The organism is Aeromonas sp. ASNIH4 (assembly GCF_002934425.1).
GTDB classification, from domain to species: Bacteria; Pseudomonadota; Gammaproteobacteria; order Enterobacterales; family Aeromonadaceae; genus Aeromonas; species Aeromonas hydrophila.
This window is the reverse complement of record NZ_CP026217.1, coordinates 2440884-2465817: the sequence shown is the minus strand read 5'-3', so window position 1 is coordinate 2465817 and position 24934 is coordinate 2440884. Positions and strand designations below refer to the sequence as shown.

19 protein-coding genes are annotated in these 24934 nt (G+C 64.9%); 8 read left to right on the top strand and 11 right to left on the bottom strand.

What is annotated here, in order from left to right:
* Window positions 1–52: 52 nt before the first annotated feature.
* The 3 genes from C2U40_RS11305 to C2U40_RS11295 all read right to left on the bottom strand — a co-directional run bounded on the left by C2U40_RS11305 (window position 53) and on the right by C2U40_RS11295 (window position 3477).
* The gene (locus C2U40_RS11305; RefSeq protein WP_024945398.1) at window positions 53–1216 is read right to left on the bottom strand and encodes a trans-sulfuration enzyme family protein; all 1164 of its coding nucleotides are present in this window, start codon (window positions 1214–1216) and stop codon (window positions 53–55) included.
* Between the two features lie 92 nt (window positions 1217–1308).
* Window positions 1309–2379 (bottom strand): isopenicillin N synthase family dioxygenase, encoded by a 1071-nt coding sequence (locus tag C2U40_RS11300; RefSeq protein ID WP_103826775.1) that lies wholly within the window; start codon window positions 2377–2379, stop codon window positions 1309–1311.
* Between the two features lie 459 nt (window positions 2380–2838).
* Window positions 2839–3477: an NAD(P)-dependent oxidoreductase gene (locus tag C2U40_RS11295; protein ID WP_103826776.1), complete on the bottom strand. Its 639-nt coding sequence runs from the start codon at window positions 3475–3477 to the stop codon at window positions 2839–2841.
* Window positions 3478–3578: 101 nt separating this feature from the next.
* Between C2U40_RS11295 and C2U40_RS11290 the strand changes: the two genes are divergently transcribed.
* A complete protein-coding gene (locus C2U40_RS11290) occupies window positions 3579–4484 on the top strand; it encodes a LysR family transcriptional regulator (protein WP_103826777.1) in 906 nt (301 codons plus the stop codon).
* 102 nt (window positions 4485–4586) lie between these two features.
* On the opposite strand, the gene C2U40_RS11285 is transcribed toward C2U40_RS11290, so the two are convergent.
* Complete coding sequence (locus tag C2U40_RS11285) at window positions 4587–5327, bottom strand: SDR family oxidoreductase (RefSeq protein WP_011705821.1); 741 nt, start codon at window positions 5325–5327, stop codon at window positions 4587–4589.
* Between the two features lie 184 nt (window positions 5328–5511).
* Between C2U40_RS11285 and C2U40_RS11280 the strand changes: the two genes are divergently transcribed.
* From C2U40_RS11280 to C2U40_RS11270, 3 genes are all read left to right on the top strand, one after another.
* Window positions 5512–6489 carry an AraC family transcriptional regulator gene (locus C2U40_RS11280; protein WP_103826778.1) on the top strand — a complete coding sequence of 326 codons (978 nt, stop codon included), beginning with the start codon at window positions 5512–5514 and terminating at the stop codon, window positions 6487–6489.
* Window positions 6490–6742: 253 nt separating this feature from the next.
* Entirely contained in the window at window positions 6743–8887 is a 2145-nt protein-coding gene (locus tag C2U40_RS11275; protein WP_104467486.1) for a TonB-dependent siderophore receptor, read from the top strand.
* A 38-nt stretch (window positions 8888–8925) separates the two neighbouring features.
* A complete protein-coding gene (locus C2U40_RS11270; RefSeq protein ID WP_103826779.1) occupies window positions 8926–9732 on the top strand; it encodes a siderophore ferric iron reductase in 807 nt (268 codons plus the stop codon).
* Between the two features lie 151 nt (window positions 9733–9883).
* On the opposite strand, the gene C2U40_RS11265 is transcribed toward C2U40_RS11270, so the two are convergent.
* Window positions 9884–10804, bottom strand: a complete 921-nt coding sequence (locus C2U40_RS11265) for a LysR substrate-binding domain-containing protein (protein WP_103826780.1) — start codon at window positions 10802–10804, stop codon at window positions 9884–9886.
* Window positions 10805–10986: 182 nt separating this feature from the next.
* Between C2U40_RS11265 and metE the strand changes: the two genes are divergently transcribed.
* Window positions 10987–13251 (top strand): 5-methyltetrahydropteroyltriglutamate--homocysteine S-methyltransferase, encoded by a 2265-nt coding sequence (metE, locus tag C2U40_RS11260; RefSeq protein WP_181014689.1) that lies wholly within the window; start codon window positions 10987–10989, stop codon window positions 13249–13251.
* Window positions 13252–13339: 88 nt separating this feature from the next.
* On the opposite strand, the gene C2U40_RS11255 is transcribed toward metE, so the two are convergent.
* Window positions 13340–14461, bottom strand: coding sequence for a glycosyltransferase family 9 protein (locus C2U40_RS11255; protein ID WP_103826782.1), 1122 nt, complete (start codon window positions 14459–14461; stop codon window positions 13340–13342).
* Between the two features lie 285 nt (window positions 14462–14746).
* Here C2U40_RS11255 and C2U40_RS11250 point away from each other — a divergent pair, with 285 nt between their 5' ends.
* Window positions 14747–15874, top strand: a complete 1128-nt coding sequence (locus C2U40_RS11250) for an HPP family protein (RefSeq protein ID WP_103826783.1) — start codon at window positions 14747–14749, stop codon at window positions 15872–15874.
* A gap of 42 nt (window positions 15875–15916) precedes the next feature.
* Here C2U40_RS11250 and C2U40_RS11245 read toward each other — a convergent pair whose 3' ends face one another.
* Window positions 15917–17851 (bottom strand): amidohydrolase, encoded by a 1935-nt coding sequence (locus C2U40_RS11245; protein WP_103826784.1) that lies wholly within the window; start codon window positions 17849–17851, stop codon window positions 15917–15919.
* Between the two features lie 166 nt (window positions 17852–18017).
* Here C2U40_RS11245 and C2U40_RS11240 point away from each other — a divergent pair, with 166 nt between their 5' ends.
* On the top strand, window positions 18018–18710 hold the full coding sequence (locus tag C2U40_RS11240) for a TetR/AcrR family transcriptional regulator (protein WP_181014690.1): 693 nt from the start codon (window positions 18018–18020) through the stop codon (window positions 18708–18710).
* Window positions 18711–18821: 111 nt separating this feature from the next.
* Here the strand turns inward: C2U40_RS11240 and C2U40_RS11235 are convergent, their stop codons facing one another.
* From C2U40_RS11235 to C2U40_RS11225, 3 genes are all read right to left on the bottom strand, one after another.
* Complete coding sequence (locus C2U40_RS11235; RefSeq protein ID WP_103826785.1) at window positions 18822–20075, bottom strand: D-amino acid dehydrogenase; 1254 nt, start codon at window positions 20073–20075, stop codon at window positions 18822–18824.
* Between the two features lie 151 nt (window positions 20076–20226).
* Entirely contained in the window at window positions 20227–21747 is a 1521-nt protein-coding gene (locus C2U40_RS11230; protein ID WP_103826786.1) for a cryptochrome/photolyase family protein, read from the bottom strand.
* Window positions 21747–21911 (bottom strand): DUF2256 domain-containing protein, encoded by a 165-nt coding sequence (locus C2U40_RS11225; protein ID WP_080756240.1) that lies wholly within the window; start codon window positions 21909–21911, stop codon window positions 21747–21749. Before C2U40_RS11225 ends, C2U40_RS11230 begins: the two co-directional genes overlap by 1 nt.
* 471 nt (window positions 21912–22382) lie before the next feature.
* Between C2U40_RS11225 and C2U40_RS11220 the strand changes: the two genes are divergently transcribed.
* On the top strand, window positions 22383–23768 hold the full coding sequence (locus tag C2U40_RS11220; RefSeq protein WP_103826787.1) for a tryptophanase: 1386 nt from the start codon (window positions 22383–22385) through the stop codon (window positions 23766–23768).
* A 107-nt stretch (window positions 23769–23875) separates the two neighbouring features.
* Here the strand turns inward: C2U40_RS11220 and pbpG are convergent, their stop codons facing one another.
* Window positions 23876–24796 carry a D-alanyl-D-alanine endopeptidase gene (gene pbpG, locus C2U40_RS11215; protein ID WP_011706303.1) on the bottom strand — a complete coding sequence of 307 codons (921 nt, stop codon included), beginning with the start codon at window positions 24794–24796 and terminating at the stop codon, window positions 23876–23878.
* Window positions 24797–24934 lie beyond the last annotated feature (138 nt).

The following is a 24934-nucleotide window of genomic DNA, read 5'->3' as shown; positions in this document are numbered from 1 at the left end:
CCGCCCCCTGGCAGGGGGCGGGCTGTTTTTTTGCGCTCAAAGAGGCAAACGGTCAGATCAGGGCCAGGGCGGCGGCCAGATCGGCAATCAGATCGTCGGCGTCTTCCACCCCGATGCTGAAGCGGATGAGATCGTCATTGACCCCGGCGGCGAGGCGGCTCGCCTCGTCCATGGCGGCGTGGGTAGTGCTGGCCGGATGGCAGGCGAGACTCTCGAGATCCCCCAGGCTCACCGCCTGCACGAACAGCTGCAGGTTGTCGAGCAGGGTGGCGCAACGGGCAAAGCCGCCTTCCAGCTCGATGCTCACCATGCCGCCAAAGCCGCTGGCGAAGGCGCCGAGGGCATCGTGGCCCGGATGACTGGCAAGCCCCGGGTAGATCACCTTTTTCACCGCCGGATGGGCGGCCAGGAAGTCAGCCACCTTCTGGGCGTTGTGCAGGTGGGCATCCATGCGCAGGGGCAGGGTCTTGACCCCGCGCTGCAGCAGGTAGGCCTCCTGCGGACCGATGGGGGAACCGATGTGCTTGAGGGCCACGGTGCGAATCGACTTCATCAGCGCGTGAGAGCCCGCCACCACCCCGGCGATGATGTCGCCGTGGCCGCCCAGGTACTTGGTGCCGCTGTGCATGACGATGTCGATGCCAAGCTCCAGCGGGCGCAGCAGGTAGGGGGTGAGGAAGGTGTTGTCACACACCGTAATGGCGCCCACCTTGCGGGCCGCTTCCACTACCACCCGCGGATCCACCACCTTGAGGGTGGGGTTGGTCAGGGTTTCGAACAGTACCACCTTGGTGGCGGGGCGGATGTTGGCCAGCAGATCCTGATCGCTCTCATACGCGGTGACCTTGATGCCGGCGCGGCTGAAGGTCTGCTTGAGGAAGGCATCGGTGCCGCCGTAGAGCGGGCCGATATAGGCCACTTCATCGCCGCTGTCGGCCAGGGCATACATGATGGCGCTCACCGCCGCCATGCCGCTCGCCACCACCAGCGCTTCGTCGGCCCCTTCCAGTGCCGCCAGCTTCTGCTCCAGTTCGGCGGTGGTGGGGTTGCCAAAGCGGCTGTAGATGAAGCCGGGGGCCTGACCGGCGAAGCGCTCCTTGCCCGCCTGGGCGTTGAAGTAGCTGAAGGTGCTGCTCTGGTAGAGCGGGGTGGTGAGGGCGCCGGTCTGGGGATCGATCCGCTGGCCGCTGTGCACGCTCATGGTTTTGAATTTCATTGTATTGCTCCGTCATTGCCAGGCTGTGGCCCAACTGCTTGTGTCATCTGAAGGGGACGTCGCGGCGCCCCCGTCTATTAGGTATGGCAGCGTCAGGCGAGTTGTGGCTCGCGCCGATCGCGCTTTGCCATCTGCTCGCTGCTTGTCTGCGGATTGGCCGACGCCGGGGCGACGCCATAGTGGCGGGCTGCCACATCCGGGTGGGAGCGCAGCCTCCCTTTGAGTACGTTCTCCCCCACCTGATAAAAGAGCGGGTTGGTCGGGTCGCTCTCGGGCCCCTGTGCCTGCGCCGCCAGTGCGGGGGAGAGGCTGAGCAGCGGCACGGTCGCATCCAGTCGCGCCGCCATGAAGAAGGCGCAGGAGAGGCGCGATACCCCGGGCGGCGGGCTCTGCACCCGGTGCAGGGTGGCCTTGAGGTAGCCGTTGGAGGCGAGCTCCAGCAGTTCGCCGATGTTGACCACCAGGGCGCCCGGCAGGGGCGGCGCCGAGATCCAGCCGTCGGCCATCTCCACCTCGAGCCCGGAGTGATGGTCCTGCATCACCAGGGTCAGGTAGCCGGGATCCTTGTGGGCGCCCACCCCCTGACCGCTGCCCCCTGCGGCTTGCCCCGGGTAGTGGATCAGCTTCATGTGCTGATGGGGCGCCCCGCGAATGCTCTCGTCAAACACCCCGGCTGGCTGCTCCAGCACCTCGGCGAAGGCGGCCAGCAGGGTGAGGGTGATGGCGCTCAGCCGCTCCTGCCACGCCAGCAGGTGAGATTTCATCTCGGGCAGGGCGCTCGGCCACTGGTTGGGGCCGATGAGCCGCTGCCAGGGATGCTGCAGGCTGGCGGCATCGAGGGCGGCCTCTTCGTTCATGATGTCGAACTGCTCGCGCAGATCCGGCCGCGCCCGGGTGAGCTCGGCCCCCACCTGGTTGTAGCCGCGAAAGTGGGGGGAGTGCAACATCTGCACCGCCAGCTTCTCCTGCTGCGGCAGGGCGAAGAAGCGGGCCGCCAGCGCCAGGGTTTCCTGCTGTTCTTGCTCGCTCAGGCCATGGCCGATCAGATAGAAAAAGCCCACCTCGCGGGCCGCCCGGCCAAGGGTGGCCAGCATCTGGCGACGGGTCTCGGGGGCGCCGTCGAGCGCGGCGAGATCGATGATCGGCAGTGGTGAATGTTCCATGTGCACCTCCTCACTGGCCAGGGGCGGGATGCTACCCGCACACCTGACATGAAAACGACGACGCCCTGACCGATGAACCGGCCAACGCCCTGTTGCCAGGGATGGCGCCATTTGGATTGAGGGAGATGCTACTGTTCGGAGTTATAAGACGGAAACAACAAATTATTCTTAGTTATATACAAAAATCGAAATAGAATTCGCCACCCATCCGGGTGGCTGCCGATTGAGCGGCGATAATGGCAATATAGCGGCGCACTTGGCACCCATGTTGGCCTGACCCGGCATGTACCGGCTTGAGCGCCATGTGAGCGCGAGTTGGGCAAATAGAGAGGCGAGCATCGTGCCAGCGCAGAGATGCGCAAAATGCAGAGATGCCCAAATACAGAGATGCAAAAAGGGAGGCTGATGCCTCCCTTTGTGTGACGGACGTTGCGGCCCTGTGTGGTGCCTGGCTCAGGTTCAGTAACCCAGGGTGAAGCGCTGGCGCAGGTGGGCCGGTTTTTCCGCTTCGTTGAGCACGCCGTCGGCCAGATCGCCGACCGTGATCCCGGCCGGTTGTTCACCGCTGAACAGCACCTGATCGGCACCGAGCCGGTAGCCGCCGCGCTTCTCGCCGGGTTCCAGGAACACGGGCGGGGAGACGAAACGCCAGTCGAGGGTGGTTTCACGGCGCAGGGCGGTGAGGCCGTCGCGGGCGGCCAGGGCCCCCTGTTTCCACTCGGCTGGGAATTCCGGGGTATCCACCAGTTGCACGCCGGGGGCAATTTCCAGACTGCCGGCACCGCCGACCACCAGCAGCCAGCTGTTGGCCGCGACGGCGGCGGCTACGATGGCGCTGGCCCCCTTGAGGTACTGATCGTAGATGTCCGGGACGGTCCAGCCCGGGTTGTAGGCGCTGATCACCCGATCGTGCCCGTTGAGCACCTTGGCCAGCGCCTGGCTGTCCTGGGCATCCACCGCCACGGCGGTGACCTGCGGGTGGGCGGCGACCTTGCTCACGTCACGCACGATGGCGGTGACGTGATGGCCGCGGCTGACGGCTTCGTTGAGGATGGCTGTACCGACAAAACCGCTGGCACCGATCAGGGCAATTTTCATGGGAGATTCTCCTTCACTGTTGGAATGGGGCTATCCTACGCCCCCGAATGTGATTTAATAATCCGTTGTAAATTGCATTCACTTATAAGCTGGATTTAATAATGGAACAGCTCAAGCGTTACGCCATCTTCGCCGCCGTGGTCGAGGCGGGCAGTATGACCGGCGCCGCCAAGGCCCTCGGCATGACACCCTCCGCCGTCAGTCAGCATATCAGCCAGCTGGAGAGCCTGCTCGGCCTCACCCTGCTGCACCGCTCCACCCGCCGCCTCAACCTGACCGAGGCGGGGGAGGTGGTGTGGCAAGGGTGCCAGTCCCTGCAGCAGACCCTCAACCAGACCGAGCTGCGCCTCTCGGAGGTGCGTGACAGCCTGCTCGGTGAAGTTCGGATCACCGCCCCGGTGGGGATGGCCGGCCAGCCGCTGGCGCGGGCGCTCTCGCCGCTGCTGCAGGCCCACCCCGGCCTGTGCATCCAGATCATCGCCGACGACGAGAAGCGGGATCTCATTGCCGAGCGCATCGACGTGGCGCTGCGGGTCGGCACGCTCTCGGACTCCACCCTGGTGGCGCGCAAGCTGGGCCAGACCCGGATGCTGCTGTGCGCCTCGCCCGCCTACCTGGCGCGCAAGGGCACCCCGCGCAGCCCGGAGGCGCTGCTGGATCATGACTGGCTGGCCGCCGATATGCTGAGCGGCGGCCTGACTTTCTTCGACGAGAAGGGGCAGGGGCACAGGGTCAAGCCCAAGCCGCGGGTGGTCTGCAACAACGTGCTGCCGCTGCGCCAGTTCACCCTGGCAGGGCAGGGGGTGTCGCTGCAGCCGGAGGGGGAGATCGCCGACGATCTCGCCTCGGGCCGCCTGCTGGAACTGCTGCCGGGCTTTCGGGTGCCACCCATGGAGATCCACGCCATCACCCCGCAGCGGGAGATCCCGGAGAAGGTGCGCCGGGTGATCGCCGCCCTGCGCAGCCACTTCGCCGAACCGGTGGGGGCCGTGGCGACACGTCCGTAGTCCGGGCAAGGAAGAAGGCCGTTCCGGTTGGCCGGATCAAAAAAGAGGGCAGCCCGCGGGCTGCCCTCTGTCGATGCAATGCCGGTGAAAACAGGCCCGGCCTCACTTCATGTAGAGGCCGCCGTTGATGGCCAGGGTCTCGCCGGTGATATAGGCACCTGCCTCGCTGGCAAGAAACACCACGGCGGCGGCGATCTCTTCCGGCTTGGCCAGCCGGCGCATGGGGATGTCGGCCTTGATGCTGTCGAGGATGTCGGTGCGGATCGCCTCCACCATGGGGGTGGCGGTGTAGCCGGGGGCGATGGCGTTGACCGTCACCCCGAAGCGGGCTCCTTCCGCCGCCAGCGCCTTGGTGAAGCCCAGCATACCCGCCTTGGCGGCCGAGTAGTTGACCTGGCCGAACTGCCCCTTCTGGCCATTGACCGAGGAGATGTTGATGATGCGGGCATCGCGCTGCTCGCACATGGCGTCGAACAGCGGCTGGGTCACGTTGTAGAGGCTGCACAGGTTGGTGTGGATCACCTCGAACCACTGCTCCGGGGTCATCCGCTTGAAGGCCCCGTCCCGGGTGATGCCGGCATTGTTGACCAGCACGTCCACCCGCCCTTCATCCTGCAGCAATCGGCCCAGAGTGTCGCGGCACATAGCAGTGTCGGCCACGTCCAGCGCCAGCAGCCGCACCTGATCCGGCCGAAAACCCTGCTCCCCGTACCAGTCGTGCGCCGCCGCCCCGTTGGGGCTGGAGTGGGTGGCGATGATGCGATACCCCTGGGCCAGCAAGGCGGTGGTGATGGCGGATCCGATGCCGCCACGGGCTCCGGTGATCAAGGCAACTTTCTTCATCTTGGCTCTCCCTGCGTAAAAGATTCGAACGAGGACTTTATGGGCTTTTTGAGGTAATTGATATATTTGTTTTCAAACAATCTGACAGGCAAACGCGTCACTTTTGTGACAGTCTGCCAAGCTGGCTTGACGCGCTGGCCTAAGGGGCGGACAAGGGGGCCGGGGTGAGCGCTGCGGCCAGCGCTTGCCGCCAAGGTCGCGGCCATGTTTAATGGGGCCCTTGCGCGCAGCGCCTTGCCGACAGCCCAGATCCGATCTCGTCATGCCCATCTTGCCCACCACTCCCGACGCCGTGCCCCAGCCGCACAGCCAGCTGACCCGCATCGAGCGGGTGCTCGACTACATCCACGCCAATCTGGATCAGCCGCTGGCGCTGGCCGAGCTGGCGGAGCAGAGCTGCTGGTCGCGCTGGCAGCTGCAGCGGGTGTTCCTCCATGAGACGGGGCTGACGGTGGCCCACTATGTGCGCGAGCTCAAGCTGAGCCAGGCGGCAGAGGCGCTGTTGTCTGGTCGCCAGCGGGTGCTGGATCTGGCGCTCTGTTACGGTTTTGGCTCCGAGGTGAGCTTCAGCCGCGCCTTCAAGCAGCAGTTCGGCTGCTCGCCGCTGGCCTATCGCAAGCGCGGTCTGCGGCTGGGGCTGCGTACCCCCCTGGTGCGGGCTACCCTGCCGCAACCCATGCCTGCCAGGCTGGTACAGGTACGGATCGAGAGCCAGCCGGGCTTTATCCTGCAAGGGGTGAAGGGGCAGATCCGCGGGCTGTTTGCCGCCGCCCCCGACTTTCAGCAGACGGTGCCCGCCATCTGGCGCGCCCTGCGCACGGCGGGCGGTTTGCCACCCGGGCAGGAGCGGGTGGGGGTGGTGGATGTTGCTGGTGCCGGCGAGTCGCTCCCCTACTGGGCGGGCAGCGTGATGGAGGAGGGGGCCAGCTTGCCTGCCGGTCTGGCGCGCCTCCCGGTGCCGGCCCAGACCTACGCTGTGCTAAGCCACGTGGGCCCCGTCAGCCAGCTGGGGCAGACCCTCAACTGGTTCATCCTGCACTGGCTGCCGAGCTCCGGTTATCGCGGGGTGGACGGTTTCGAGCTGGAGCGTTACGCCCCCGATTTTGACGGCAACCAGCCGGATGCCCGCATGGAGTACTGGCTGCCCGTCGACCCTCTCTGACAGGGCTATTCCCTTGCCCGGCGGGTGCCGGGTGCTGCTATTCCCTCTTTCCTTTTTGCTGCGCCAGGCTTCGATATCCATTCGACATCGCCTGCGTTGCTGCCGCAGTTTAGGTTGCCGGATGGGGCCAAATTGGCCGAGTTTTCTCCCTCTTTAGCGCCAACATGCCCCAAATTGTTAATTCAAGGGCAAAATGACCCAATAAAATGCAAATGAGATTTGTTACTATTCACTCATTGCATTCGAGGATCAGATGTACGCCACTCACCCCCCTTTGACCCTGGTCGCCGCGACTATCTCCGCCCTGTTGGCAGGCCCCGTGCAGGCAGCCGCCACCGAGCGCCCGACACAGACCCGGGCAGACGAGACCCTGACCGTGCTCGGCGAGACCTATCGCAACACCGCGACCAAGACCCGGCTCGACCCCCTGGAGACGCCCCAGGCCATTTCGGTGGTGGAGGGTGACACCCTGGAACAGCGCGGCGTCAGCTCGGTGAGCGAGGCGCTGCGCTACGTGCCTGGCGTCAACACCGAACTGCGGGGCGGAGCGGTCAACCGGCTGGATCTGTTCAACATCCGCGGCTTTGACAACTACCAGAACTTCTACGACGGCCTGCTGCTGCAGTACAACGACTGGAACCTGCAGCCCCAGATCGATCCAGTGGCCATCGAGCAGCTGGAAGTGTTCAAGGGGCCCACCTCCGTGCTCTACGGCAGCATGCCCCCCGGCGGCATGGTCAACCTCATCGCCAAGCGCCCCCAGCGGGAGAGCAGGCACAGCGTCAGCGTGGCGAGCGGGACGGGCACCCTCAAGGAGCTGACCCTCGACAGCACCGGCGCCCTCAACGATCAGTTTGCCTATCGGCTGGTGGGGCTGGCCCGCCAGAAAGAGGGTCAGGCGGTGACCTCAGAGGAGGAGCGCTACGTGCTGGCGCCCTCTCTCGACTGGCAGTTGAGTGATCGCACCCTGCTGAACCTCAACCTCTATTACCAGAAAGACCCGCAAGCCGGCATCTACACCACGGTGCCGGCCAGCGGTTCGGTCAAGTCCAACCCGCTGGGCCAGCTTGGCAGCGATACCTTCCTTGGCGATGAAAACTGGAACCACTACAGCCGGGAGGTGACCCTGCTCGGGTACAAGCTGAGCCACGACTTCAACGCCAACTGGCAGCTGCTGCAAAACGCCCGCTACATGGATGCCTCGGCCAACCAGCAGAACACCTACAACGCGGCGCTGGCGGCCGATAACCGCACCCTGGCCCGCAACGCCTACCTGACCGATGAAGAGTCTCGCGGCTTTGTCATCGACAACCAGCTGGCGGGCCAGGTGCAGACCGGCAAGGCCCAGCACAACCTGCTGCTGGGGGTGGATTACCAGTATCTGGATGCGCGCATTCTCTACCGGGATACCCTCGACTATGCGGCCCCGGCCATCGACATCTTCAACCCGAACCACCAGCAGATAGTGCCGGCAGACCTGGCCTTCAACTATCAGGACAACCGAACCATCCGCCAGTATCAGAGCGGCCTCTACCTGCAGGATCAGGTGCGCCTCGATCGGTTGGTGGCCATCGGCGGCGCCCGCTACGACCGCTACCGGATGGACACCGACAGCCGGACCCTCTATCAGGGGGCGGCGAGCAACAGCCTGGCCCAGATTGATCAGGACAACCTCTCGCTGCGCCTCGGCGCCCTCTACGAGCTGGATCACGGTCTCTCACCCTATGTGAGCTATGCCGAGAGTTTCGAACCGGTGGCGGGGGCGGACAAACAGGGCCAAGCGTTCAAACCGGCTACTGGACGGCAGTGGGAGGGGGGGCTCAAGTTCCTCTCCGAGGACATGAGCAAGACCGCCACGCTCTCGGCGTTCCACATCACCAAGCAAAATGCCCTGGTGACGGATCCGGACAATGTCTACGGGCCCAAGCTGCAGACCGGCGAGATGGTCTCCAAGGGGGTCGAGCTGGAGGGGCGCGTCGATCTCACCAGTCGCTGGGATCTGGCGCTGAGCTATACCCGTCAGGATATGGAGATCACCCGCGACACCACCAGCCTGCAGGGCAAGACCCCGGTCTGGGTGCCCAAGCAAATGGCTTCGCTGTGGAGCAACTACCTGCCGGCCGGCTCGCTGGCAGGAGTGCGCCTGGGGGCTGGCTTGCGCTATGTGGGGGAGGCCCAGCTTGATGCCGCCAACACCGACACCGTGCCGGATTACCTGCTGATGGACATGGCTGCCTCCTACGATCTGGCCCAGCTCAGCCAGCTTCTGCAAGGGGTGGAGGTGTCACTCAGCGCCAGCAACCTGTTCAACAAAACCTACTACTCCTGCTACGACCAGAACAACTGCTGGTTCGGGGCAGAGCGCAGCGTGGAGGCGCGACTCAAATACGTATTCTGACCCTGCGTCCCGGGCCGCACCCGGGACTCTCTCACCCCATGCGCGGCGCCGGCCGCCATGCCCGCACCCCGGGCGCGCGGCGCGAGCCGGATCTGCAGGCGCTGGCGGATCACGGCGCCCTGTTTGCGGCCGCAGCCGGGCTTATCCCGTCCCTCAAGGGGCGACTGGTGGCTGCCGGCGAGGCTGCGGCGCTGTTGACGGCGACCAAACAGGCCACGCCGGCCGAGGTGGCGGCCGCGCTGCACGAGTATTGGCGGCTGGCCCATCCGGAGGCGGGTCCCGCCTACTGGCTCACCCGCAGCTGGGGCATGCTCTGCTGGCAATCCATCTATCTTGCCATGGTGGCCGTCTATCGGCTGCGGGCCGTGCCGGCGCTGGAGAGGCTGGGCCAGGGCTATCAGGATGGGCTGGTTTCGGGCTTTACCCTGCCGGCCGAGCCCATGATCAAGGGAGAGCTGGAGCGCTTGATCAAGACGGCGGGCGAGCGGCTGCAGGCCCATTGGCAGGCGCTGTTCGCAGCGCTCGGGCAGGTGCAGCGGCTGCGACCCGGCTTCGTGCGGCCGCTCTTGGCGGACGATCTGCTGGCGGCGCTGGTGCGGGTGCCCGCGTTCTTTGATGAGGTAAGCCCCGCCGAGGTGGCGGCCCATGCGCCGCACTGGCTTGCCGCCTGCGGCCTGCCGGCCGAGCACCTGGCGGGCTGGCAACCGGCACCCTGGCCGCCAGCGGCCGGCTTGGTCGGCTATGTGCGCCAGCGCTGCTGCCTGCACTACAAGCGCCGCGATGGTGAGCTCTGCGCCAACTGCCCGCGGCGGCAGGGGGCGGCGAGCTGTGAAGAGGGGGCTTGAACAGAGAAGCCCTGCGTGATGACAAGCCGCCCCAAGGCGGCTTTTTACTGCGCCTTTACGTCTCCCATCTTGGTGCGAATGCGCTCAAACAGGCTCTGCCGTTTGCAGGTTCAGATGATCCTGGTCGGCGTAGCGTCCTTGCTCCTGCAAGTTACTGCGCTCTTACGTCGCCCATCTTGGTGCGAATCCGCTCGAACAGGCTCTGTAGACAGGCTTGATCCCGGTCGGCGGCGCGCACGGCGCCATACATGTGGCGGCGTACCCCCTCGGCGAGCGGGCGCGCCTCGAGCAGCCCCTGACGGACAAACTCCTCGCAGGCCCAGCGCGGCAGGGCGGCGACACCAAGGCCAGCGGCGGCCATCTGCAGCATCACGGAGGTGTTGTCCACCGGCTTGCAGCGGGCGGGCTCGATGCCGGCTGGTTGCAGGAAGCGGCTGAACACGTCCATCCGTGCCCGCTCCACCGGGTAGACCAACAGCACCTCGGGGCGCAGATCCTCAGGCTTGATGGTCTGCTGCCCACAGAGAGGGTGATCCGGCGCCGTCACCAGCACCAGCTCGAAGGCGAACAGCGGCTCGAAGTGGAGATCGCCGCGCGCCTGCACGTCCGAGGTGAGCAGCAAGTCGAGCTGGCCGCCGAGCAGGGCGCTGATGGCATCAAAGCCCGGCACCGACTCCACCTCCAGATCCACCCCCGGCCACTGGCGGCGAAAATCGGGCAACAGCGGCAGCAGCCACTGGATGCAGCTGTGGCAATCGAGCGCCAGGTGAAGGCGACCGGCCTCGCCGCTGTGCAGGGCCTGCAGCTGTTTCTCGGTCTGCGCCAGCGCCGGCAGCACCTGGCGGGCCAGCCCCAGCAGCTGGTTGCCGGCCGCGGTCAGCACCAGGGGGCGGCTCTTGCGCAGATAGAGCTCCAGGTTGAGGCGGGTCTCCAGCTCCTTGAGCTGGTGGGAGAGGGCGGACTGAGTGAGGTTGAGGGTCAGCGCCGCACCGGCCAGCGAGCCCTGTTCGGCCAGCGCGCTCACCGTCTTCAGGTGCTTGATGTCGATCCCCGGGTTGCTTGACACCGCCATGGTATCCCTCCTTGTTGTGCCTGGGCGGCGGCTTGTTGCCCGCCTTGAGAATTTCTTGAGAGCCAGTTGAAAAGGATTCAATAGCCAACGCCACCTTATCTTGTCATTTTGGATGTGTAAACATCTGGATGGCTAAATCATCCAGTTCACCATCAGATGAATGAGCATAAGGAATGGAACCTATGACCTGCGCACACACCCTGGGCTTTCCCCGTATCGGCGCCAAGCGCGAGCTGAAATTTGCCCTCGAATCTTACTGGCGCGGCGAAACCAGCCAGGCCGAACTCATCGCCACCGGCAAGAGCCTGCGTGAGCGTCACTGGCAGGCCCAGCAACAGGCCGGTGTGACCCTGCTGCCGGTGGGTGACTTCGCCTGGTACGATCAGGTGCTCGGCACCAGCCTGCTGGTGGATGCCATCCCCGCCCGCCACCGTCATGGCGACACCGATCTCGATACCCTGTTCCGGGTCGCCCGTGGCCGTGCGCCGACCGGCCCGGCCGCTGCCGCCGCCGAGATGACCAAGTGGTTCAACACCAACTATCACTACCTGGTGCCCGAGTTCAGCCGCGACCAGCGCTTCAAACTGGGCTGGAGCCAGCTGTTTGACGAAGTGGAAGAGGCCAAGGCGCTGGGGCTGCCGGTTAAGGCGGTGCTGCTGGGCCCTGTCTCCTACCTGTGGCTTGGCAAGGAGAAAGAGAGCGGCTTCTCCCGCCTCGAACTGCTCGACCGCTTGCTCATCGTCTATCAGGAGATCCTGGCGAAACTGGCCGCCCAGGGGGTGGAGTGGGTGCAGATCGACGAGCCGGCGCTGGCGCTGGACCTGCCGGACGAGTGGCGGCTGGCTTATCTCAACGCTTACGAGCGTCTGGCCGGTCCCTGCAAGCTGCTGCTGACTACCTATTTCGGTTCGGTGGCCCATCAGCGCGACATCATCACCAGCCTGAAGGTGGACGGCCTGCACCTGGATCTGGTGGCGGCCCCCGAGCAGCTGGAGACGCTAGTCCCGCACCTGCCGGCCCAGTGGGTCATCTCGGCCGGGGTCATCAACGGTCGCAACGTCTGGCGTGCCAACCTGGCCAAGCTGGTACCGACCTTGAAAGCACTGAAGGCCAAGCTCGGCGAGCGGCTCTGGGTGGCTTCCTCCTGCTCCTTGCTGCACAGCCCGGTGGACTTGACCCTCGAGTTGGAGCTGGATGCCCAGACCCGCAGCTGGTTCGCCTTCGCCCTGCAAAAATGCTACGAGCTGGGGCTGCTGGCTGACCATCTCAACGGCGGGGAGCTGGACAAGATCACTGCCTACAGCCAGCCCATCGTGGATCGGGAGTCCGACAGCCGGGTGCACAAGAAGGCGGTGCAGTCACGGCTGGCCAGCCTGACCAACAGTGATTTCGATCGCCACAGCGCCTACCCGGTGCGGGCTGACGCGCAGCGCTCGGATCTCAAGCTGCCGCTGTTGCCCACCACCACCATCGGCTCCTTCCCGCAGACCTCGGAAATTCGGGTGCTGCGCCAGGATTGGCGGGCCGGTCGCATCGACGACCAAGCCTACGAGGCGGGCATTCAGGCCCAGATCAAGGATGCCATCCTGCGCCAGGAGGCCATCGGGCTGGACGTGCTGGTGCACGGTGAAGCCGAGCGCAACGACATGGTGGAGTATTTCGGTGAGCTGCTGGATGGCTTTGCCATCACCCGCTTCGGCTGGGTACAGAGCTATGGCTCCCGCTGCGTCAAGCCGCCGGTGATCACCCGTGACATCGACCGACCGACCCCCATGACCCTGGCGTGGACGAAGTTTGCCCAGAGCCTGACCGACAAGCCGGTCAAGGGCATGCTGACCGGCCCGGTGACCATCCTCTGCTGGTCCTTCCCGCGCGAAGACGTGAGTCGCGAGCAGTCCGCCCTGCAGATTGGCCTGGCCATTCGCGACGAGGTGGCAGATCTCGAAGCCGCTGGCATCAAGATCATCCAGATCGACGAGCCGGCGATCCGTGAAGGTCTGCCCCTGCGCAAGCAGGATCATCAGGCTTATCTCGACTGGGCGGTGCGGGCCTTCCGTCTGAGTGCAAGCCCGGTGGCGGACAGCACCCAGATCCACACCCACATGTGCTACAGCGACTTCAACCTCATCATCGAGGCAGTGGCGGCGCTGGATGCGGACGTGATCACCATCGAGACCAGCCGCAGCCAGATGCAGCTGCTCGAAGCATTCGAGCGCTTCAACTACCCCAACGAAATCGGCCCGGGCGTCTACGACATCCACTCGCCGAACGTGCCGAGCCAGAGCTGGATTGAAGGCCTGCTGCGCAAGGCGGCCAAGCAGATCCCGGCCGAGCGGCTGTGGGTCAACCCGGATTGCGGCCTCAAGACCCGCGGCTGGGAAGAGACCGAGGCGGCCCTCAAGGTGATGGTCGATGCCACCAAGGCGCTGCGTGCCGAGCTGGCCTGAAGAGCATCAGCAAACAACAAGAGAGTACGGGCATAACGAACGAGGGAAGGCGCAAGCCTTCCCTCTTTTTTTGTGCGCTTGAAGCCCCTCAGAGGGTGACGACAAACGCGCCGCTGGCAAGCCCCGGGCTTGGGACGGGCGAGGGGGCGCTCGGCAGCTGCTGCGGCTGGGGCTCCCTTGCCAGCGCCTCGGCCAGCCAGTGGTGATCGAGGGGGATGGTATTGCGATCACCGATCACCAGATTGAGGTGCTGGGCGCCGAGGCAGCCGTAGCGGGCGGGATCGGTCTGGGTAAAGAGACCGAGGCAGGGCACGCCGCTGGCGGCGGCCAGGTGCAGCGGCCCGGTGTCGCCGCTGACGAAGAGGGAGAGGCCGCCGGCAAAGCGGGCCAGCTCGCTCAGGCTGGAGAGGGAGACTTGCACGTCCCCGAGCCGGGGCTGGGGATCGACGGGATCCTCAAGCTGGATCAGCAGGGCGCTGGGGTAGTGGCGGTGCAGATCCGCGAGCAGTCGTTGCCACTGGGGCAGAGAGAGCCCCTTGCCCTTGCGGGCCCCGGTGAAAAAGCCGATGAGCGGCCGCGCCGGGTAGTCGTGCCTGAGTGCCAGCAGCCGTGGGCTGGCGCTGTGCAGCAGGCTGCCGAGCTCAATCTGATCGGCGAGATGGCCGTGCATGCCGAGCAGTTGCAGCGGCTGGTGGGCGTAATGGCAGTGCTGGTTGGGAGTGAGGGGCTGGGGAAACAGGGCGTCGCCCTTGGCATCGTCAAAGCCGAGCTTCTCGCGCGCCTTCACCCAGCCGGCGATCAGGTGATCGGTGCTGGAGGCAAAGGGCACGTAGACCCGATCATAGTGCTGACGGCGCAGCCGCCACAGCACCGACAGGGAGGCCAGCAGCCGCTTGCCCTGCAGCTTGACCGGATGAATGCGCTGCAGTTGCAGATCGGCGAGGAAGGGGAGCAGCTGACCGCCGCTGCACACCAGCTCTATCTCGGCGTGGGGGTGGGCGCTGCGCACCTTCTGCAAAAAGGGCAGCAGAAACAGATTGTTGCCGATGCGGCAGGTACTGCGAATGACCAGGACCCGCCGGGGAGGCTGGCTGCTTGCCGGCAGTCGGCCTTGACGCGCGAGCCAGGCGAGGGCGGCCCGCTCCAGCCCGGCGGTCCAGCAGCGGCGCTGGCCGTCGAAGCGGCGAAGGGCATCTCTGATGGTGCTCATAAGTAGTGGCTCCGTGCATGAAGATGAGCTCAAGATGACACTGCGATTCTTAAGGGCGTGTTAAGAGAAGGGGGAAAGGGGGGCGTCAGCGGCTTTTTTGTAAGAATTTGTTGCTGCATCACAGTTTCTTGGCGAGCGCGGGGAGCAGAGGGATGGTGGTGTGACTCCCATGAGGCCGCGCGTCACCAAATAAGAGGGGCCTAGCTGCATCTGGCGGTGGTATTGGGCGAGGGGATACCGTTAAAATTGCGCATTTGAAATAAATGTTATCAGCGCAGGAGCCCCATGCAGTTCAGGGATTTTTTTCCGGTATCCACCAATACCAGTATCAAAGAGAGTTGTTACGGCGCCCTGGGCGCCTTCGTCGGGCTGCTGGGTACCGCCCTCTTGTGTCGCTGGGGGCTGGGGCTTGAGGTCCATTGGCTGATCGCTCCCATGGGGGCCTCCGCCGTGCTGTTGTTTGCCGCGCCCGCCAGCCCGCTGGCCCAGCCCTGGTCCATCGTGGTGGGCAACGGGGTCTCGGCGCTGATGGGGGTGCTGAGTGCCAGCCTGGTGGCGGATCCGGCGCTGGCTGCGGCCCTTGCCGTGATGCTGGCCATCGCCGCCATGTTTCTCACCCGCAGCCTGCATCCGCCCGGCGGCGCCGTGGCCTTGACCGCGGTCATCGGCGGTGAAGGGATCCGCCAGCTCGGGGTCGGCTATGTGCTGCTGCCGGTGTTGCTCAACTCGCTCTTGTTGCTGCTACTGGCGCTCTGCTACAACCGGCAGCTGGGACGGCGCTACCCCAACAGCGGTCAGGCCCAGCCCAATCGCCACCAGACCGCCGATCCCCAGCCGAGCGAGCGGGTGGCGACCCAGGCGGCGGACATCGACTTTGCGCTGGAAAAGCACGGCGAGCTGCTCGACATCAGCCGCCAGGATCTGCAGGCGCTGTTGCAGGAGGCCCAGCTGCACGCCCTGCGGGCCAGGGTGGGCACGGTGCGGGTGCAGGACGTGATGTCGCGGGATCTGATCCTGATAGCGGCGCAGCAGCCGGCCATGGCGGCCTGGCAACTGCTCTCCCACCATCAGGTCAAGGCGCTGCCGGTGGTGGACGAGGCTGGCAGGCTGACCGGCATCATCACCCTGCATGACCTGATGATCGACCGGGCGCTGCAACAGCCGCGAGGCGCCGCGGATCTGGCCGAGCTGCGGGTCGCGGACCTGATGACCCGCAACGTGTCGACCGCCCGCCGCTATCAGCCGCTCTACGATCTGGTGGGCGCCTTCTCCGATGGCGGCCTGCACCACATGCCGGTGGTGGATGGCGAGCAGCTGGTGGGGATCCTGACCCAGTCGGACATGGTGGCGGCGCTATTCAACCTGGCGCTGCATCCGGCGCAGGGCGAAACCGGCGCGCCGGCCAGTCCATAAAAAAGGCCCCTTGCGGGGCCTTTTTGTTGTCAGCGGTTTGGCTCAGGGGGCCGGGTAGATGGTGTTGCCCTGAAACACGGTCTGCTCGACCCGGGTGTCGGCAATCTGCTCCGGCGTGCCGGCTTCGACCAGGGCGAACAGATCCCGGTCGAGCACGATGAAGTCAGCGGATTTGCCCGCCTCGATGGAGCCGGTGATCTCCCCCTGGCGCACCGCCCTGGCACCGTTGATGGTGTAGGCAGCCAGCATCTCGGTCAGCGAGATACGTTGGCTGGCGCGAAATGCATCGTCGCTGCCGGCCGCTCGCACGATGCCCGCGGCCATGTTCTCAAACGGGCGGGGATCCCGGCTGTCGACCGGCGCGTCGCTGCCCGCTACCAGGATGGCGCCCGCCTTGCGGCTGCTCTCGACCGGATAGAGGGCCTGCTGCAGATAGCCCAGCGGATCGTAGAGCGCCTCGCTCAGGGACTGGCCAGCCCTGGTTGGCTGGATGAAGGGGGTGACCAGCATGTCGTAGGCAAGCTGGGGCGTGGTCCAGGCGTAGGTGAAGGTGAGGTAGAGCCCGAGCTCGCCGAGGCGGCGCTGATCGTCCGGATGCACCACCTGCAGGTGGGCCAGGGTGTGGGGGATGCCCCGATCGCCGTTGCTGGCGCGGGCGGCAGCCAGCGCATCGAGCCCGACCCGGGTGCTGCGATCACCGATGCTGTGCATGTGGATGCCAAAACCCGCCCCGTCCAGTGCGGTGACGTAGCGCTTCAGATCCGCCTCCCGATAGTTGACGATGCCGTTGCTGCCGGCGTCTTCGCTGTCGGCGGTGATGGTGACCCGGCCGCTGTCCGGATCCAGCACCAGATGGGGGTTCTGGTAGTTCTCCAGCATGCCGGCGTTGGGCAGGAAAGGCGGCGCGGTGAAGGGATCCCCCTCCAGCACTCCGTCGAGGAAGATCTTGACCGCATCGGCCTTGATCAGCGGGTTGCCGGCAAAGGCGCTTCTGACCTGAGTGGCCTTGGCCAAGTGCCCCTCGATGTCCAGCTTGCCGCTGTAGTCATCCTCGTGAAAGCAGGTGGCGGCGGTGATGCGCATCTGCAGCAGCCCCCGAGCCTGCATGTTGAGCAGGCGCTGGCGGATGAAGTCGGTGGCACAGGCGTCCTGCACGCCGGTGATGCCGCGCGAGGCCATCAGGGTGGCGATGGCCGGCAGGATCTGCTCGTACTGGGCGGCGGCCCGCTCATCGCTGGCGCTCAGCACTCCGCTGTCCGGCACCGGAATGGCGCTGCGGGCCCCCTCCCGGATGACGCCGCTGGTCAAGTCCACATAGGGGATGAACCGCTCGAACACCCCGCTCGGCGCCAATGTGGCGGGGTTGAAGCCCACCTGATTGCCATCCTGATCTTCGGCGCTGGCCAGTGCCTGCGAGTTGTAGGCACTGGCGTGACCGTCCGCCCCGAGCAGTACCACCGGATTGTCCGGCGCCACGGCATCCAGGGTGGCCAGCAGGGTGGCATGGCTGGCGGTCGGGGTATTGCCGTCGTAAGGGGACCACTGATTGACCACCAGCCACTCGCCTGGCTGCCCGGCGTAGCGGGGCAGGCACGCCTTGACCTTGGCAGCCAGCTGATCGAGATCGACGGCCTGACCATCCAGATCGCACATGGGCAGGGCCACGGTGCCGAGCAGGTGGATGTGGTTGTCGTGCAGCCCCGGCAGCACCATGCGCCCCTGCAGATCCACCTGGCGGGTCGCGCTGGTCATAAAGGATTCGGCCCCCTGGCGCGAGCCGACGTAGCGGAACTTGCCATCCTCGACCACCATGGCCTCGGCTAGGCTGCGCTGGCCGTCCTGGGTGTAAATCTTGCCGTTGAAGTAGAGGGTACTGGTCGGTTCCTGCGAGCGGTTGTCCTGCTGGCAGCCGCCGAGCAGGGCTGTCATCAGCAGGGCGACCAGCCCCCGGCGGTGGTTGTGTTGTTTGCCATCCATTGCGTGCTCTCCTTGTATGATTGCAGTGATTACTGCAAATATGAGCACAGTTGTTTATTGCAGCTGTGCCGGAAAATGCCAGTGATTGCTGCACTTTTTTTGACTTGTGTTGAGTCTGTCTCATCATGTAGTGATGAGACTCGGTGACCATGGAGGGAGAGACGCAATGGCGGAACACGCATTGCCAGAGGGGCTCAGCATGCGGCGTCAGCCGCGGCAGCAGCGCAGTCAGGAGGTGGCGACCCGCATCGAGCAGGCCACCCTGGCGCTGCTGCGGGAGCAGGGGTTCGCGGCGCTCAACACCAATGCCATCGCCGCCCGCGCCGGGGTGGGCATCAAGTCGCTCTATCACCTCTATCCCAACAAGGAAGCGATCATCTGCCGGCTGGCGATGGACTGGCTGGCGGCGGTGTGCGAGGCGCAGGCGACAATCCGCCAGCAGGCCGACGACTGGCCGCAGACCCTGGCCATGCTGGATCAGGCGCTGGACGCACTGGATGAGCGCTTCGTCGGCTACGGGGCCCTGTGGCAGGCGATGGATCTCATCCCGGCTCTGCATGGGCTCGAGCAGGAGCACGAGCACGGCCAGCTGGCGTTCTGGCACGAGCGGCTGCGCCATTTTGGCTGCCGCTGGCCCGAGCCCGAGCTCACCAGCCTGATCCGCTACTTCTACCGGACGGCGGATGTGGTCAAGCAGTGCGCCAAGGAGCAGGGACGGCAGGGGGATCCCATCTGGCTGCTCCATCGCCACTGGCTGCAGCAACTGGTGGCGAGCGCCATCGCCGAGCCGGATCCCGCCCGGGTGTGGCAAGCGCTGCCCACCCTGATGCCGGGCGGTGCGGCGGCAGAGGCTGAATAAACCGCACTGGGGTCAAAACAAACTGCGGTCAAAACAAACTGGGGTCAAAAAAAGAGGGAGTGCCAGGCACTCCCTCTTTGGGATGAAACGGGAAGAGACGGAGGAGAAGGCTCAGCCGTAGCGAGCCAGGGTGAGCCCTTCGTCGCTGATGGCGGTGTCGCTGCCGCTGATGAGATCGCACAGCAGCTGACCCGAGCCCGCCGCCATGGTCCAGCCCAGGGTGCCGTGGCCGGTGTTGAGCCAGAGGCCGGGGATGGGGCTTGGGCCCACCAGCGGGGTGCCATCCGGCGTCATGGGGCGCAGCCCGGTCCAGAAGTCGGCGCGGCTGATGTCGCCCCCCTCGGGGAAGAGATTGCCGACCACCATGGCCAGGGTGTCGTGCCGTTTCGGGTTGAGGGCCAGGTTGTAGCCCGACAGCTCCGCCATGCCACCGACTCGGATCCGCTCATCGAAGCGGGTGATGGCCACCTTGTAGGTTTCGTCCAGCACGGTACTGCGCGGCGAGGCCTCGGCGTTGATCATCGGCAGGGTGAGGGAGTAGCCCTTGACCGGGTAGACGGGCAGATCGAGCCCGAGCGGGCGCAGAAACCCGGTGGCATAGCTGCCGAGGGCACAGACGATGGCGTCGGCCTTGAAGCGCTGCTCGCCGGCCCGCACCGCCACGGCGCGTCCCTGCGCCAGTTCGATCTCGTCGATGGCGCAGTTGAACACGAACTTGACCCCCAGTCGCTGCGCTTCTGCTGCCATTGCCTTGGTGAAGCGGAAGCAGTCGCCGGTCTCATCGCCCGGCAGGCGCAGGCCGCCCACTATCTTGCCACGTACCCGGGCCAGCGCCGGTTCTGCCCCTTCACAGCCAGCGGCATCGAGGGACTGGTAGGGCACGCCGTACTCTTCCAGCACCTCGATGTCGCGCTTGCTGGCATCGAGCTGGGCCTGACTGCGAAACAGCTGCAGGGTGCCGAGCTGGCGCCCTTCATAATCGATGCTCAGCTCGTCGCGCAGCAGCTTCATGCAGTCGCGGCTGTATTCGGCCAGCCGCACCATGCGCCCCTTGTTGACCGCATAGGCCGCCGGGGTGCAGTTGGCAAACATCTTCAGCATCCAGCGCAGCTGGAAGGGATCCGAGGTTGGTCGCACCGTGAAGGGGGCATGCTTTTGCAGCAGCCACTTGGCGGCCTTGAGGGGAATGCCGGGGGCCGCCCAGGGGGCCGCGTAACCGGGGGAGATCTGGCCGGCATTGGCGTGGCTGGTTTCAAGGGCCACCCCGTCACGCCGCTCCAGCAGCGTCACCTTGTGACCCGCCTTGGCCAGATACCAGGCGCTGGTCACGCCGACCACGCCACCACCGAGTACCACTATGTCCATCTTGTCTCTCCTTGACTGGGGCCCTCACCTTAATCAGCCGCCACAGGATATTCAACTGGTGTAGATATAATTGGGATATATATCTATTTACATTTATTTAACTGGTTTTCAATGTTGAAAAGTGTGGACTTGTTGGTATTAGCTGTGGCAGTCAGAGCTGCTCCAGCCGGATCAGGTACTGCTCCGCCGTTGTCAGGATGGCGTGCTGCTGTTCGGCGGCCTGGCCATCCCAGTTGGCATAGGGCAGGGCGAGGCGGGGATTGCCGCCAAGTTTGTCCCGATTGCGCCAGAGAAAGTGCCAGTAGAGGCTGTTGAAGGGGCAACTCCCATCGCCGTGGCGGGCCTTCACCTGATAGTGGCACCCCTTGCAGTAGTGGCCCATCCGCTTGAGATAGGCGCCGCTGCTGGCGTAGGGCTTGCTGCCCATCAGGCCACCATCAGCAAACTGGCTCATGCCGCGGGTGTTGGGCAGCTCCACCCACTCGATGGCATCCACATAGATGCCGAGATACCAGGCATCCACCTCGTCAGGATCGATCCCCGCTAGCAGGGCAAAGTTGCCGGTCACCATTAGCCGCTGGATATGGTGGGCGTAGGCGTGCTCCAGAGACTGGCCAATGGCGTGGCGCATGCAGGCCATCTTGGTTTCACCGCTCCAGAAAAAACCGGGTAGCGGCCGCTCGGCCCCGAGAAAATTGGTCTGCTGATAGGCGGGCATCTTGTCCCAGTAGAGGGCGCGCACGAACTCGCGCCAGCCGAGGATCTGGCGGATAAAGCCCTCCACTTGCGCCAGGGTGATAGTGCCCTGATTGGTCTGCCAGTGGGCTTCGGCGGCGCGGATCACCTCTAGCGGATGAAGCATCTTGCTGTTGAGGGAAAACGACAGGCGGCTGTGAAACAGGCTCCAGCCGCGCTCGCTCAGGGCATCCTGATAGCGGCCAAAGTGGGGCAGGCAGTGGGCCAGAAAATGGGCCAGCAACTCGCGACTCTGGCGCCGGCTGATGGGCCAGGGCAGTCTGCTGGCATCCGCCTCGCCGATGGTACTGACCCCGTGGCGGGTCAGCATGGCATCGATGTCGCTCACCTCGTTGGCAAAGGTGAGGGGGGCCGGGATGGGCTGGCTCGCCGGCAATTTGGCGCGGTTCTCATCATCAAAGTTCCAGCGCCCGCCAAGGGGTTGGCCGCGCTCATCGAGCAGCACCCTGTATTGCTTTCGCAGGGCGCGGTAGAAGAACTCCATCCGGCTGTGGGGGTAGCGCTGCCAGCCATCGCGGGGGGTGAGGAAATGCTCGCTCTCCACCTCGGTGGCAGGGATGGCAAGGCCCGCCGCCCAGCTTTTCAACTGGCTGGCGAGGCGCCACTCGTCCGGGCTCTGCCAGGCAACGCTGTCGGCCTGATGCGCCGCGATCTGAGCTGCCAGCAGGCTGGGCAAGTCGGGCCAGCGGGCGCTCTCATCGAGGGTCAGGTAACAGACGCGATGGCCAGCTTTTTTGAGAGCCGCCGCGAAGGTGCGCATGGCGGCAAAGAAGGCCAGCACCTTCTGGCGATGGTGGCGGCAGTAGTCGGTCTCCTGCCGCAGCTCCGCCATCAGATAGCAAACCGCCGGATCCGGGGTGCGAAACCAGCTGTGACTGGCGTTCAGCTGATCGCCGAGCACAAGGCGCAGCTCCATCAGACTGGCTCCCCGTTATGTTGACGGCTGCTATGACGAGCGTGGCGACAGCGCTCGCTGCAGTAGCGAACCGCCTCCCAGCTTTTCGCCCACTTGCGCCGCCAGCTGAAGGGACGCTGGCAGACGGGGCAGATCTTCTCGGGCAGATGGGCTTTGCGATGCATGGGACTTCCGGCTGTGGGCAACGAGGTGCGTGAACGGTGTCAAGTCAACGGGATAACAGCTTAACGAAGCGGAGGGCTGGGGGGATCACCATTGCCGGTATCGGGCCAAGTGAATGGACGCTTTGTGAGCAGGCGCACAGCCCGGCGGTGCGCCTCTTGTCTGCCAATTAACCTGCCGTTAACGTGGCGAGGCTGCCTGCTGGCAGCACTCATCAACGGATCTTAATTGGCCACCGACTGGTTACAACCGACATGGAGGGGAGTGATGCCAATCGTGACAGCTACGCCCCGGGCAGCCTGCCTGCTCGCCCACTGGTACACCCGGGATCCCATTCTGACCCTCGACTTTCCTCACCGCTGATTGGCGGCACCCGCCGTTTGAATTTGTCAGCCGGACGACTCTGATCGCCCCGGCCTCTTTGCCTATCCCAATTTCAAACACACTGGCCTTGTGTCGGTGAGGAGTCTTTTATGCGTCGTATACCCGAGCCGTTTCGTATCAAGATGGTCGAGCCCATCAAACAGACCACTGGCGCCGAGCGCCGTGCCGCCCTCGAGGCCGCTGGCTGGAACCCCTTCCTGCTGCTGGCCGAGGATGTCTATATCGATCTGCTGACCGATAGCGGCACCGGTGCCATGTCCGATCGTCAGTGGGCCGGCATCATGATGGGGGACGAAGCCTATGCGGGCAGCCGCAACTTTGTCGAGCTGGAGCGCGCGGTGCGCGAGATCTTTGGCTATCAGCATGTGATACCCACCCACCAGGGGCGCGGGGCCGAGCAGATCCTCTTCCCCGAGCTGGTCAAGCGTTGTCAGGGCAAGGCGCCGGTCTTCATCTCCAACTACCACTTCGATACCACCAAGGCCCACGTGGAGTTGGCCGGGGCGCGGGCCATCAACCTGCTCACTCCGAAAGCCCTCGACACCACGGCCCCCTACGCCTGGAAGGGGGATTTTGATCTCCCTCGCCTGAACGACACCATCGAGGCCCTGGGGGCCGCCAACGTGGCCGGCATCATCATCACGGTGACTTGCAACAGCGCCGGCGGTCAGCCGGTCTCCATGGCCAATATGGAAGCGGTCTCGACGCTGGCCCGTCGTCACCATATTCCGGTGGTGATCGATGCCGCCCGTTTCGCCGAGAACGCCTGGTTTATCAAGGCGCGGGATCCGGCTTATGCGAAGTGCAGCATCAAAGAGATAGTGCGCCAGATGTTTGCCCTGGGGGACATCTTCACCATGTCCGCCAAAAAAGACGGGCTGGTCAATATCGGCGGGCTCTGTTGCTTTAAAGAGGATCTCGACCTGTTTCGCGCGGTGCAGGTGCGCTGCGTGGCGATGGAGGGATTCGTCACCTATGGAGGCCTTGCCGGGCGGGACATGGCGGCGCTCGCCATCGGCCTGTGCGAGGGGATGGATGAGGAGTATCTCACCTACCGCATCAGTCAGGTGGCTTATCTTGGCGAGCGGCTGGCTGAGGCGGGCATCCCGATCCAGACCCCCACCGGCGGTCATGCGGTGTTTGTGGATGCCAAAAAGCTGCTGCCCCATATTCCGGCCGAGCAGTTCCCCGCCCATGCGCTCGCCTGCGAGCTCTATCTGGAAGGGGGCGTGCGCGGGGTAGAGATAGGTTCCCTGCTGCTCGGGCGTGATCCCGCCACCGGCAAGCAGGAGGCGGCGGACTTTGAGCTGCTGCGCCTCACCATTCCGCGCCGGGTCTACACCCGGGATCACATGGATTATGTGGCCGACTGCCTGATCGCGGTGAAGGCGCGGGCCAGCGACATTCGCGGGCTCACCTTTGACTACGAGCCGCCGCTGCTGCGCCATTTCACCGCGCGGCTCAAGCCGGTCTGATCGCCAGCACTTCGGCGTCGTAGCCAGCAGGCCTGACCACAAGGCTCAACAACAAAAGCCCCCGCACCTGGATGCGGGGGCTTTTTTGACGAGGATGGCCGGGCGCCTTACTGGCTGCTGAATAGCTTGGTCTGGGGAGTGGACTGGGCGGTCAGGCTCATGCGACCGGAAGTCTCCAGCCAGGATTTGATCCGCTTGGCATCGGCCACCCGGGCATTGGGGGTGTCGGCATTGAGCAGCACCATGATCACCGGCTCGCGGTTGATCTGGGTGGCCATCACCAGGCAGCGACCCGCCTCGCGGATATAGCCGGTTTTGGAGAGGGAGATGGGCCAGCTCCCTTCGCGCACCAGCCGGTTGGAGTTGAGGTAGTGCAGCTGGCGCTTGCCGTTGCGCACCATGCGCTCCTCGGTGGAGGAGTACTGGCGAATGAGCGGATAGGTGGATGCCGCCGCCACCAGCTTGGCGAGATCGTGGGCGCTGGAGACGTTGCGGGGGGTGAGCCCGGTACTGTCGGAGAACTGGGTGCTCCACATGCCGAGCATGCGGGCCTTGGCATTCATCGCTTCGATGAAGGCGCGCTGGCCGCCCGGGTAGTTTCTGGCCAGCGCCGAGGCGGCGCGGTTTTCCGACGACATCAGGGCGATGTGCAGCATGTCGGCCCGGCTCAGGCGTGAGCCCACCGCCAGCCGCGACCCGGTGCCCTTGAGGCGATCCACGTCGGCCATGGTGACGGTCAACATCTCGGAGAGCCGCTGGTTGGCATCGAGCACCACCAGCGCCGTCATCAGCTTGGTGATGGAGGCTATCGGCATCACCCGGTTGGCGTTGCGCTCCGACAGCACTTCACCGGTGCGCGGGTTGGCCACCACAAAGGCGGCGGAGCTCAGCGCCAGATCGTTGCGCTGCTCCAGAAAGCTGTTGGGGGAGTGGGACTGGGCTGAAAACGGATTGGCCTGGGCGCTCTCCATGCTGACGGGAACAAGGAAGGCACCGAGCAACAGGGTAAGAAAAGGGCGAGTAATCATGATTTGACGCTACCGTACGGCTGACAGGGATATTTGGCTAAGTTATATGACGGTAATTGACGCTTCACAACGTCTAATGGCCCGATATTTCAATTTTATGGGATGGCGCACCTTGAAATAACGGTAATGGCGGCTATG

Excerpts from the sequence above, each read along its gene's own strand:
- C2U40_RS11305 (WP_024945398.1), bottom strand. The coding sequence starts at position 1,216 with ATGAAATTCAAAACCATGAGCGTGCACAGCGGCCAGCGGATCGATCCC.
- C2U40_RS11300 (WP_103826775.1), bottom strand. The coding sequence starts at position 2,379 with ATGGAACATTCACCACTGCCGATCATCGATCTCGCCGCGCTCGACGGC.
- C2U40_RS11295 (WP_103826776.1), bottom strand. The coding sequence starts at position 3,477 with ATGAAAATTGCCCTGATCGGTGCCAGCGGTTTTGTCGGTACAGCCATC.
- C2U40_RS11290 (WP_103826777.1), top strand. The coding sequence starts at position 3,579 with ATGGAACAGCTCAAGCGTTACGCCATCTTCGCCGCCGTGGTCGAGGCG.
- C2U40_RS11285 (WP_011705821.1), bottom strand. The coding sequence starts at position 5,327 with ATGAAGAAAGTTGCCTTGATCACCGGAGCCCGTGGCGGCATCGGATCC.
- C2U40_RS11275 (WP_104467486.1), top strand. The coding sequence starts at position 6,743 with ATGTACGCCACTCACCCCCCTTTGACCCTGGTCGCCGCGACTATCTCC.
- C2U40_RS11270 (WP_103826779.1), top strand. The coding sequence starts at position 8,926 with ATGCGCGGCGCCGGCCGCCATGCCCGCACCCCGGGCGCGCGGCGCGAG.
- C2U40_RS11265 (WP_103826780.1), bottom strand. The coding sequence starts at position 10,804 with ATGGCGGTGTCAAGCAACCCGGGGATCGACATCAAGCACCTGAAGACG.
- metE (WP_181014689.1), top strand. The coding sequence starts at position 10,987 with ATGACCTGCGCACACACCCTGGGCTTTCCCCGTATCGGCGCCAAGCGC.
- C2U40_RS11255 (WP_103826782.1), bottom strand. The coding sequence starts at position 14,461 with ATGAGCACCATCAGAGATGCCCTTCGCCGCTTCGACGGCCAGCGCCGC.
- C2U40_RS11250 (WP_103826783.1), top strand. The coding sequence starts at position 14,747 with ATGCAGTTCAGGGATTTTTTTCCGGTATCCACCAATACCAGTATCAAA.
- C2U40_RS11245 (WP_103826784.1), bottom strand. The coding sequence starts at position 17,851 with ATGGATGGCAAACAACACAACCACCGCCGGGGGCTGGTCGCCCTGCTG.
- C2U40_RS11240 (WP_181014690.1), top strand. The coding sequence starts at position 18,018 with ATGGCGGAACACGCATTGCCAGAGGGGCTCAGCATGCGGCGTCAGCCG.
- C2U40_RS11235 (WP_103826785.1), bottom strand. The coding sequence starts at position 20,075 with ATGGACATAGTGGTACTCGGTGGTGGCGTGGTCGGCGTGACCAGCGCC.
- C2U40_RS11230 (WP_103826786.1), bottom strand. The coding sequence starts at position 21,747 with ATGGAGCTGCGCCTTGTGCTCGGCGATCAGCTGAACGCCAGTCACAGC.
- C2U40_RS11225 (WP_080756240.1), bottom strand. The coding sequence starts at position 21,911 with ATGCATCGCAAAGCCCATCTGCCCGAGAAGATCTGCCCCGTCTGCCAG.
- C2U40_RS11220 (WP_103826787.1), top strand. The coding sequence starts at position 22,383 with ATGCGTCGTATACCCGAGCCGTTTCGTATCAAGATGGTCGAGCCCATC.
- pbpG (WP_011706303.1), bottom strand. The coding sequence starts at position 24,796 with ATGATTACTCGCCCTTTTCTTACCCTGTTGCTCGGTGCCTTCCTTGTT.